Origin of the sequence: Acerihabitans sp., from assembly GCF_036398755.1 — a bacterium.
Taxonomy (GTDB): Bacteria; Pseudomonadota; Gammaproteobacteria; order Enterobacterales; family Enterobacteriaceae; genus Acerihabitans.
This window is the reverse complement of the sequence record NZ_DASWOM010000012.1, coordinates 48,863-59,898: the sequence shown is the minus strand read 5'-3', so window position 1 is coordinate 59,898 and position 11,036 is coordinate 48,863. Positions and strand designations below refer to the sequence as shown.

Genomic DNA, 11,036 nt, shown 5'->3' with positions numbered 1-11,036 from the left:
AGCACAACCCGCATAAACAAGCAGAGGTAGACGAGGGTGTCCTGTTCGATGACCCCACCACAACGCTTTATGGCAGCTCAATACCGGCACCGGAACATATTTCGATTGATGACTCAGTGGCAAATGACGTTTACCAGATCCGCATTACCTGGGACACGGCCAAAATCTATACCGGCATTACTTTTAACCTGAAGCTTGTACGCCATGACGCTGGCGGCGACGTGGTCGTGGTCAGGGCCAACACAGCGGATATGGAATACACTGTCGGCAACCTGTCGTTGGGCAGTTATTCGGTCTTCATCAGAGGTATGAACGCTGCCGGCCAGCTTGGTGAAGAAGCTGAAGTCGATATGACCATTGGGCCTCCGCTGGCGCCCTCGTCCCTGTCGCTTTACAGCACTAACTTCAGCATCAAGATTGTTCCTGTTGTAAATGGCGTTGTGACGCTCGGAACCCGGTATCAGTTTTACCGCGGGGCCACTCAAAGCGAAGCCTTAGCCATGGCGAACTATGTAGGACAGGGGTATGAGTTTCTTGATGATGGATTAAGGCCGCAAACGACATACTGGTACTCAGTGAGGGCTTTCAATAATGCCGGAAAATCGGCATTGGTAACTGGTAGCATTGCTACCAAAAAAGATGCCACCGATATTATGACGGTCATCAGCGATGCAATCCCTGATATCGAATGGGCGCGAAATTTATCTCATGAAGTCGCTACAAACACCTCGGCCGTGGGGCTGCTCAAGGACCACGCTTACCTTGTCGTCAATAATGAAGGAAGGGTGTCGGGTGTGGCGATATCAACCACCCCGGGCGCATCAGTGGTCGATATCCTGGCCGATTACTTTGCTGTTACTGACCCTGATACACTGCAGCGAAAATTATATTGGGACGGCACAAGAAATAGGCTGGTAGTGAATGGTGAGATAAACGCTGTTGCCGGCGTGTTTGATAACGTCACTATTAATGAAAGCTGCACGGTTCTAGGGACATTTTCGGCAGCCCAAATATCGGGTGATTTTGTACAAAGCAGGACGGAACAGATACAAGTTTTGAAAAACTCAGGCCGAAAGACTTTTACCTATGTCGGTAATCCTCTTTTCGCGATGGACGTAACGTGCATTTGTACCTCTGCATGGAATGCAAATCAAAATAGAACGCCCGGTATATGCAGGTGGGGCCTCAATGGAACCGAGGTTTCAAATGGCGCGATCGAAGGATGGTCAACAACCGAAGGGAATACGGGCGGGTTTTATATGAAAACCAATGTGAACGCAGGCCAGAGCTGTTCGTTTTATGTAGATCAGCAAGGAGCGGATGACAATGGAGGTTGGAACCTAATTTTACTCATTATGGCAACACCGACAGGCAGAAGCGGCATTATTGGTCCTTAGGGACATCGACACCTAATCACAAAATCCTATAATCACCACGGCGCTGGGAAATCCTTCGGCGCCCCTGCGTGTTTTTTTATTGGAGCAAAACCCATGACGGTTATCTCAGGCGTTTTAACTGCGCCCGACGGCAGCGTATTGCCTAATGTCAGCATTATCTTGAAAGCGATCTCCACGTCGTCGCAAGTCGTTGTGCAAACGGAATCAACCACGGTAACAGGCACAAATGGTGCATATTCAATCTCCGCAAAAGTAGGCGAGTATCAGGTATCGATTTCAGCTTATGGACAGCCGACGGTTTCTGTAGGTAATATTCAAATCTTCCCTGATTCACCTAATGGCACGCTGAACGATTTTTTAACCACGCCTGGTGAAGATGCTTTGACGCCGGCAATTGTGGCTACGGTTGAGAGCATGCGCATTGCCGCTCAATCAGCAGCCAGTGATGCTATTGCCGCCCGTGACCTTGCCAAGTCTTACGCCGACAGCGCTCAAAACGCGGCATCCGGAGTAGGACTTAAACCAGATAAAGCGACTGGTTTAGCTCAGACAACCAATGGGCAGACATTTAGCGTGGCAGGACTGCCTGGATCAGGTGTTGCTGTTTATGTTTACCGTAATGACTCGGGAACCGCGACACTCGTATACACATTATCGAGTAAGGACGCGGTGGACGCTGTGGCGGCGAGGGTAGCGAATAGTGTTGTCAAAAATAGAAAAATTATGCGCCATTGGTCTACTCCATTAAAGCGCACTGCGGGGTGGATATCTGATACCGGCCAGTGGTTTATAATTAAACTGATGGTTGGCCCTGACTCAGACCAGCGGGATATTTATACCGAAATAAAACCTTTCACTCGCCTATCACAAAATACTAGATATAAGGTGCTGTGGTTTGTCGGTGACGCATCTAAACGCTTAGCGTTTTGGATTAAAAGCGACGGCAGCGCCAACGCTCAAAAATTAATTGTAGCCGGTCACGATATCGGCTCCGAGATAACGTCATTGGATACGCGTGTCGCTGCGATAGAAAGTCAAGGCTCATCGGTTTATCCCCTGGTCGGGAATGGTGCTGGTTCTACTGCTCAGACAATATTATCCGGTGGACTAAAACAAATTCAAACTGCCGTCGCCGGTTATATTCGAACGATAACCTCATCGGGTAATAATTTTTTCCCCGCTTTCCTTGATGCGAATAATGTTTCATTCATCACTGACCGGAACGGGGCAAATGAATATTATTATGCACCCGCGGCTGGCGGCGACCAGTGGCCGGTAAAATCCAGTGGGACAATCTATTGCTGGGGAGACAGTTTAACCCAGGGGGCATCGGGTAGCAGTTTCGGCAGCATACTGGCTGATATATCAGGTAGGAGTGTTTCGGTACAGGGTCTTGGAGGTCAGGATAGCACAGGCATAGCAGCCAGACAGGGCGGCCGGCATGCTGTAGTTGTATCATCGACTGGGCAGATACCGGCATCTGGCGCAGTTGCTTTAACAAGTGTCACCCCGGCATTATTAACAGCGCCAACAACGCTAGGCAGTTCAATATCATTAACGGGTTATATCGAGGGCGTACACGGCACATTAAATAAAAACGCATCCGACGCGTATACGTTTACCCGCTCTGAAGCCGGGAGTGCTGTAGTATTGTCGGCTTCGTCGTATTTTGTTGCTGATAATGCAATAGCAGGTCAAACAGGTACCGCCATTTTTTGGGTTGGCCGCAATAATGCTGGCGCGGCTGCGACAATCGTATCTGATTTGCGGTCGATGGTTGACTACATCAAGCCATACATTAAAAATATCATAATAATCGGGATCACAAATACCGCAGCGGAAATATCAGGTAGCAGTGGGTATAATCAGGTCGCAACAACAAATTCGGCTATCCTCTCAGCATTCCCGAATTACTATTTTGACTGGCGCTCGCTGTGGGTCGGTGGATATGATCCAGCTCAAGCTCAGGACGTAATAGATCACGCCAATGACGTACCGCCCACATCATTACGCCGCGACGACACGCACGAAAATCTAGCCGGTAGAACGCTCCTGGCTAATAAATTATTGATTGAAATTAATGCGAGGGGTTACTAATGAGCGAAACACTCGGCGTTTTATTAGACGGTTCATTTCCAGACGACAATCCGATTTTGTTTAATGATAATTTAAATTCGTGGGACCCGTCTGCATTAATGATTGTTGATGCACTTGATGATTATTCGTGGGCCGGTGGTCCAGCGGTAAATGGCTCAGCGCTGAATAATCTGGTCGATGGCCGAGCCGGTGCAGCTGCGAGCGGCGCAATCAGTGTAGACGCGAACGGCTGGTTTAATGGCGGGGCTGTGGAGGGGTATTTCAATACGAATGCCGCCGGGATGTCCCTGGCGACTACAACGCCATCATTTTTGTTTTTGATGTGGGTAAAGGTAAAATCCGGCAATGCATTCCCTGGTACCGGCTCTACATTTTACGGCCTGGGCGGTTACGCCGCAAACACATCATCGCTATCGGCATTTGCGCTAACTCTGCAATTACAGGGCGCGGCCAGCTCGGCGTTTGCGATTAATATTTCAGGAACGACACTGAATATTGGCCCAGCCGTTATCGGTGAGGCAACACAAATCGCGGGATCGGCAGTTTATAACGGAACAAATTACACAATAAAAGCGTTCCGCAATGGCGTTCAAACGAACGCAGCTACGGCGGCGTACCCGCTGAAAGACCCCGGCAATGCGAACTATGCACGCCTCGGCCGCGTCGTTGGGTTATCCGTGGGCGAGTTCTCATATGCGAGGGCTGCACTGTCGCAGTTGTCCGACGATGTGGATCCGGCCGCGGTCATCGCGAGGGATTGGGCCGAAAACGCCGCGAGATTCGCATAAAACTAAATCTCCCCATCCCTCAACGTCCTACGATTTTCCGTCCCCGTCTCACTTCACATGCTCATGATTGCGTGCTTATACTGTATAAAACTACAGTGTATAGGTAACAATTATGGGCTTTCCTTCTCCCGCACAGGACTACGTTGAGGCACCGCTCAGCCTGGATGAGCTGTGTATTCGGCGTAAAGCCGCAACCTACATGATGCGCGCTGACAGTACGATGCTGCACGCCGGTATATTCAAAGATGCGATATTGGTTGTTGATGCCAGTCAGAAGGCTGTACACGGCAGCATAGTGGTCGCGGAGGTGGATGGTTGCCGGTACATCAGGCGATTGCACCTGTACCCGCAGCCTGGGCTTGAGCGGCTTGATAGCGGATATATTGAGTTGGTCGATATTCAGGATGATGATACAGGAGGGGGTGTGCAGATTTTCGGGGTGGTCACGTTCTGTGTGAACGATATGTGCAGCGGGGAGTTTGATGATACGCCGGTGATGTGAACGTCCCGGCCGGAGCCGGGACGAGTGATCAACCTATACAGCGGCTAAAGGCTAGACGCAGGGCTGCACCGATTTCAGCGGGTGAACTGTCGGCAGGGATGATGACATTATCAGCATCGGTCAGGCCGTCGCCGCTCCACGCATCAAGTTTTTCATGTCTGCTTGGAGATATCCTTAACCTGTCGCTGGTAAAATCGATGCTGCAATTTTTCATGTTTTTAAAAAGTTCAGCTTTGTTTTTATATGAATAGATTTCAATTAAATTATTTACCCACTTATTATAATTAGCTGATGATATTTCTCTGTCGTATAAGTCGGGATCGAACGTAGCCTCTGGATGAATCCATACGCCTTCTCGCGGCTCTGCTAGTACGAATCGACTTTTAGATAGCGTATCTAGTAATAATTTACCTAAATCAGCATCACTTACCGAATGGGCCATTAGGTGTTGAACACCTTTAGGATCTAGCTTTGTACTTCTGTAGCCAGAATGCGTATCAAGGCAAATGAAATCATTGTTCATTTTTGCAGTTGCGAAAGCCATTTTTACTAAATTATGCATTTTAATCCACCAATGTTACGAATACCTTTACACCGACTGATTCACCATACTGAATGGCACGTTCCAATTGCTCAAATTGCTCTGCGGTGGTCGTTTTGGGTATAGCCAATTGCAAGTGACGCTCATTAATCCACTCAGCCTTAACGTGGTCAGGTCCTAGGCTATATTCTTTGAATTTAATAGTTTCATCAATATATGATTTCGTTTTTTTGTAAATTTCTTTGGGCGCTGAAATTCTTGCTACCGTTGCGCTGTTAAAGGTTTTAGCACTAGTAGCTAAACCAGTTACGCCATCAAAAAAATCAAATGTTTTGAAATCTGGTACGAGCCTGGATTTTGGCGCAAGTTTAGGTTCAAGAAAATCTTCCCATGGTAGACCCTGCTTTGAAATGTCACCACCCCATTCTATCTTTGTATCTGCAAGCTTAACAGTAGGGTACTTAGGTGACGGCGCGAATAATGAGCTAAGTTTTTCACCGATCTTACCACTTGCAGATACCCCGGCCTTCGCTACTCCTATCCCCCCGAAAATGCCACTTAATACCTCAGCATTAAGCTTTGATTTTTCAAATCCAGCGGCAAACGCTCCGGGAATGGTGCCTTTATTTTCCTCAAGCTTTATATGAGCAAATATGCCAGTTAAGGCTGCGTCAGCTTTTTTGAGCTTATCGTCAGTAGTTGCCAAATTATAAACCGATTTGACTGCACCTATCGGATCTTCAACCGCTTTCTTTATCCCGACGATGGTTTCGAGTCCGGCGACAGCAACTCCTGCCGCCTTACCTGCCGTGCTTGCTATATCCTGGCCGACTAGATTAATAGTCTGCTTAACTTGGGCCTTTACTTCTTGTGCTGATTTGCTGAGTGTTTCTTCTTGTGAAATATTGGTTGATTGCGTGACAGAGGTATCTGATTGAACGGCGCCAATAATATCTGCTAGTTGCGCTTGAGCGTGAAGTTTTTTGTCATGGGCAATGCGCATCCGTTGGTCGCAGGATTCGATAAATATTTTTCTATTACTAATTTCATTATTCTTTTGATTTATTTCTTGTGATTTGGCGGTAACATTTTTCCCGTGTTTTACTTTGGCTTTATCTCGAAAAGTACCTTGCCAGAATCTAGGTTGGCCGTTGGCCTTGCCTAAATCTCTAATAAGGGTATTATTAGCTTCGTCGATTTCATGAAGAAGCGAGTTGATCTTTTCATTATTTTCATTGATTAAACGTTCTGCATTTTTTTTATCGCTAATAATTTTTTGCAAGAGACTTTCAGCCTCATTAACAGCCATTTCAGCGGCCTCGAGAGGATGACTTGCCGCCCATTCTGCTAGCGCTTTCAGACGCAATTCATCATCAGGCTGTAGGCGTGCTGATTCTTGCTCCATATGCTGAAGATTTACGTCTTGATTTTGACTGGAGTGAGTCGCTTGTGAATGACTAATGCCATTACCTCCTGCTCCCCCACCGCCTAGCGGTGCTTGATTTGCAGGAGATGGATTTGATGTTTCGACACAAGCGGGGTCTCCATAATAAACTCCATTGCTTGTTACACCTCTTATTAAACAATGAGCGGGTAATTTACTAGGGGAATTAGACTGACTGCCTCCATTGCTGCCACCACCGGACAATCCTGCCCAGCCAGGGCCAGGGGCATTATCATTTTTATCACATGCACCTCCGATGCATATTTGTGGTCCACTATAATTATTTACGGAGCTTACTCCGCCACTCCAATCACCACCGCCGCCACCGCCGCCAGTCCTTCCGCCCCAGCCTCCAGACGGCCCCCCACCACTTATTCCGCTACTCCTGCTACCACTTCCACAACTGCCAGATGAGGAAGTTCCACAACTATTATTACTACAGGCTGATTTTCCGCAGTTCCCTATTGGCATATATATTCCTTGAGTTTATTGTGAAAGAAACTATTGGTTTTTTCATATAAATAACTCGTTAGTCGTTAACATGACAGATGAAAAAACAATAACCAATAAACCACAGGGAAAGTGACAAAATGTTAAACAGCGATGAAAGGGGATGAAATTAAATGTATGAAACTAAGAGTTCAGCCATGTTTCTAATTAATAATTTCATGCTGGCGTTAATTACATGGTTCGACTCTATAATAGATAATTATTGATTTTATCAATTAACGATTTATTGTCATTGTGGATATTACCCACGGATTTACTGACAGGGTGAAACGAAAACTCATAATCCGGTATAGAGAAACCATGCGCCAACTCTCCCGCGCGTTCCGGCGTTGTCTCGGGCGAAAGCCATTCAAGGGAAGCCTCTCTCGTCATGACTAGCGGCCGGCGGTCATGGATATCGACCAAGCCCTTATCGCTCGCGGCAGTGACGATAACAAAGCCGTCGTCCTCCGGCGCGTCCAGTGCGTCAGGATGAAAGCGACTTAACGCGGCGAAGAATATCGGTTCCTTACTTTTGTGATAAATGAAATAAGGCTGTTTTATCTTCGCGTCATCCGGATCTTTTTTCCACTCATACCAGCCGTCGGCCATAACGAGTGCTCGACCGTTTTGCCATAACGGTTTAAACATACGGCCACTGGCTGCGGTCTCGACACGCGCGTTTATCAGTGGAGGGCGGCCGGTTTCTTTGGCCCAGGATGGTTGATATCCCCACATGACCGGATCGAGGTGCAATTTGTCGTCGCGCTGGTTCAGCAACAGAACGCGGGTGCCTGGGGCAACGTTGTAGCGGCCGATAGGTTCGCCATCCAGGGCGCCGACAAACTCAACGTCTGGCTTCAAGGATTCGAGATATTGTTCTCTGGTTTCGATCTGAGCAAATCGGCCGCACATGATGGTCGTCTTCGTTACAGGGAGATCTTAAGTATAGGAGGGAATTGCGAGGATACTCCGGTGATGTGATGGGGTGGTGACATATTGGTGACGTAACTAGACCGTCAGAGTAGCGTCAACGATATGTCAGTGTTCGCCTAATGTCACTTGTGAATGCAGATTAGGCCAGTTAAAACAATGTGTTATTTGTACCCCGACGTTCTTCTAAGCCGTAGGTCACTGGTTCGAATCCTGTAGGGGCCAGATGGGCACATCGGCGCATCATCTCTATACTCTCCCAGCCGCCCATTTCCGGCAAAACAAATATTGTCACCCCGGACTGAGCTAGCCAGCCCGGCCATGCATGATTCACGTCGTAGAAATGGGAATGTTTTACTCGGGCTGTGGCCATAGCCCTGTACCGATCGCTTGTCAGGGCGGCCCTGAAAAATTAAATACAGCTTCTTTCCATCATTATCGCTCAAAAAAATCTTCGACCAAAAGCACATAAGGGGAGACAATTCTACAATCCGTCACGGTGGTAATCAACGAGTAGTAGAAAATGCGCATATTAATTATAATGATTCAAAACTAATTTATGCATTGTATTATTAGACCTTACTTTATATTAATATTATTAAAGTTAATTTTTAGTCTAAACTTTAGGCCAGTAGTTAGCAACTCCTCGCGGTGATAAAGTCTTTTGAATATCACCAGTGGGAGAAATTTATAATGAGTAATGACAAATACAAAAACAATATTGTTCCTGAAATTAAAATGGAAAATACAATGCGGTTTGCCTTTGATCAAATTAAAAGTCCGATAGCCATAAGGGACTTATCCGCCAGGCTGGTTTATTGTAATCAGCCGCTAGCCGCATTGGCCGATAAAAAATCGCCTGATGAAATTATTGGCAAATATGACAAAGAATTCGATTGCGCAATCTTAGATTCCGAAGAGGCCATAGAAACATTTGACAAACAATATAAACGTGTTTTTGAAACCAAAAAACCTTTCGCAACGCTGGAGTTACATCCTCATGCTGTGGATTTTCCATTCATATTTCACAAGATCCCCTATTTTAATGACCAGCATGAATGTATCGGTATGATTGGTTACAATACACAGCTCACGGTTTATTCACTCAATGACTTTGTAAAAGGGCATATGCCGGGGTCGTTGCTGCTGAATAAGCCTGATGACACCTTCACTGAACGAGAGTGCGAAGTAATGTTTTATCGTCTGCAAGGCTTGAAGTCAAAGCAGGCCGCCGAACGGTTAAATATTTCGCTAAATACATTTAACAACTATATGCAACGGATTTATACCAAAGTTCATGTGACGGAAATAGGTGAATTAAGGGAATTCTGTAAAACTCGCAATTACCATCGGTATCTTCCCAATAGGTTTTTAAAGAAAGAAGCGATTAATTTCAGTGACTCAATCATTTAACATTTTATAATTAGCCTTGCGCGGTGTTGAAGCCTACTCTTTCCACCGCTCAATGACGTCATAATCCTGGCGTCCGCCGCGTCACAGGCTCAATACACAATGTTTATGGCGTGCAAAACACCGGTATCCTAGGCGCGCCTAATCCCCTTTCCTTCCTCGGCGCAGAATTTTGCAGAATAACTGCTTAATGGGGATAAACTCAAGATCAGTGCACAGCCGCAACTGGTTTTTAACCTCATGTATTCCTTCAATTACTATCATGAAACACTGGGTTTCGGCCTATGGCAAAGAATAGGTGATAACTTTTCATTCATTATTATTTACATTAATCGATATTTAGTTGAATTGAACGCGGCATTGCATAACAAATGCAACAAAAGATCTTATTCTATTATTGTGAAATGCTAAATATTAATATTATTAAAGTTAATTTTTACTCTAAACTTTAGGGCAGTAGTGGTTAATCTCCAATGATGGTAAAGTTTCTAAAATATAATCAATTGGAGTAAATTGTTATGAATAATGACAAACATAACGGTGTAATGGTTCCTGAGGTTAATATACCAAATACAATGCGATATGCCTTTGACCAGCTCAAAACCCCGTATGGCATAAGGGATTTATCTGCAAGACTGATTTATTGCAATCAGCCAGCAGCCGATTTACTCGGTGCAAAATCACCTAATGATATTATTGGTAAGTATGATCGTGAAATTGATAATGCCCTTTTTTCAGTGGAAGGGGTAGTGGAGGAATTTGACGCTCAATATAAAAGGGTTATAAGTACTCAGGAACCATTTTCAACTTTAGAACTACATCCGCATGCGTTAGATTACCCTTATATATTCAAGAAAATGCCTTTTTATAATAACAATCATGAATGCGTTGGCATGTTTGGCTATAATATTGAATTAACGGTATATTCACTGAATGACTATGTGAAGGGGCATATGCCAGGGTCTTTGCTGCTGAATAAACCGGATGATACATTCACTGAAAGAGAGTGCGAGGTTATGTTTTATCGCCTGCAAGGTCTGAAGTCAAAGGAGGCCGCCGAGCGTTTGAATCTTTCACTAAATACATTTAATAATTATATGCAGCGCATTTATATAAAAGCCAAAGTAACAGAAATAGCTGAGTTAAGGGAATTTTGCGAGAAACGCAATTTTAACCATTACCTACCCAAGAGATTTTTAACCAAAGAGTCGATTAATTACAGCGATTCAATCACTTAACCATTATCATTATTGAGCCTCACGCGGTGTTGAAACTCAATTTTCGCCACCGCTCTCAATCACAGAGGACGTCTTGCGTGAATGCTATAACGAGCTTGGCTCTGGGCCGGTTTGTGCCAGATCCATCAGCTTGTGGCATTTTCCCCGCGAGCCAGCCCGGCAGGAAAAGCCGAACGGTGTTTGTCTTGCCGTTATCA

At 45.7% G+C, this 11,036-nt stretch carries 9 protein-coding genes; 6 read left to right on the top strand and 3 right to left on the bottom strand.

Annotated elements, in window-relative coordinates; genetic code table 11:
- The 4 genes from VGC33_RS02095 to VGC33_RS02080 form a co-directional block, all read left to right on the top strand.
- Window positions 1-1,397: phage tail tip protein J-related protein (locus VGC33_RS02095; RefSeq protein WP_331118536.1), on the top strand; the 1,397-nt coding region annotated here is incomplete at its 5' end.
- Window positions 1,398-1,490: 93 nt separating this feature from the next.
- Window positions 1,491-3,494 (top strand): prophage tail fiber N-terminal domain-containing protein, encoded by a 2,004-nt coding sequence (locus tag VGC33_RS02090; protein ID WP_331118534.1) that lies wholly within the window; start codon window positions 1,491-1,493, stop codon window positions 3,492-3,494.
- Window positions 3,494-4,282, top strand: coding sequence for a hypothetical protein (locus VGC33_RS02085; RefSeq protein WP_331118532.1), 789 nt, complete (start codon window positions 3,494-3,496; stop codon window positions 4,280-4,282). The genes VGC33_RS02090 and VGC33_RS02085 overlap by 1 nt, the downstream gene beginning before the upstream one ends.
- Before the next feature lie 112 nt (window positions 4,283-4,394).
- Entirely contained in the window at window positions 4,395-4,784 is a 390-nt protein-coding gene (locus VGC33_RS02080) for a HumD family translesion DNA polymerase (RefSeq protein ID WP_331118530.1), read from the top strand.
- Window positions 4,785-4,812: 28 nt separating this feature from the next.
- Here the strand turns inward: VGC33_RS02080 and VGC33_RS02075 are convergent, their stop codons facing one another.
- From VGC33_RS02075 to VGC33_RS02065, 3 genes are all read right to left on the bottom strand, one after another.
- On the bottom strand, window positions 4,813-5,346 hold the full coding sequence (locus VGC33_RS02075) for a contact-dependent growth inhibition system immunity protein (protein WP_331118528.1): 534 nt from the start codon (window positions 5,344-5,346) through the stop codon (window positions 4,813-4,815).
- Between the two features lies 1 nt (window position 5,347).
- Window positions 5,348-7,240, bottom strand: coding sequence for an endonuclease toxin domain-containing protein (locus tag VGC33_RS02070; protein WP_331118526.1), 1,893 nt, complete (start codon window positions 7,238-7,240; stop codon window positions 5,348-5,350).
- 225 nt (window positions 7,241-7,465) lie between these two features.
- Window positions 7,466-8,173: an SOS response-associated peptidase family protein gene (locus VGC33_RS02065; RefSeq protein WP_331118524.1), complete on the bottom strand. Its 708-nt coding sequence runs from the start codon at window positions 8,171-8,173 to the stop codon at window positions 7,466-7,468.
- Between the two features lie 711 nt (window positions 8,174-8,884).
- Between VGC33_RS02065 and VGC33_RS02055 the strand changes: the two genes are divergently transcribed.
- Together VGC33_RS02055 and VGC33_RS02050 are read left to right on the top strand one after the other, a co-directional pair.
- Window positions 8,885-9,604, top strand: coding sequence for a LuxR C-terminal-related transcriptional regulator (locus tag VGC33_RS02055; protein ID WP_331118522.1), 720 nt, complete (start codon window positions 8,885-8,887; stop codon window positions 9,602-9,604).
- Between the two features lie 515 nt (window positions 9,605-10,119).
- Window positions 10,120-10,839 (top strand): LuxR C-terminal-related transcriptional regulator, encoded by a 720-nt coding sequence (locus tag VGC33_RS02050; protein ID WP_331118520.1) that lies wholly within the window; start codon window positions 10,120-10,122, stop codon window positions 10,837-10,839.
- Window positions 10,840-11,036 lie beyond the last annotated feature (197 nt).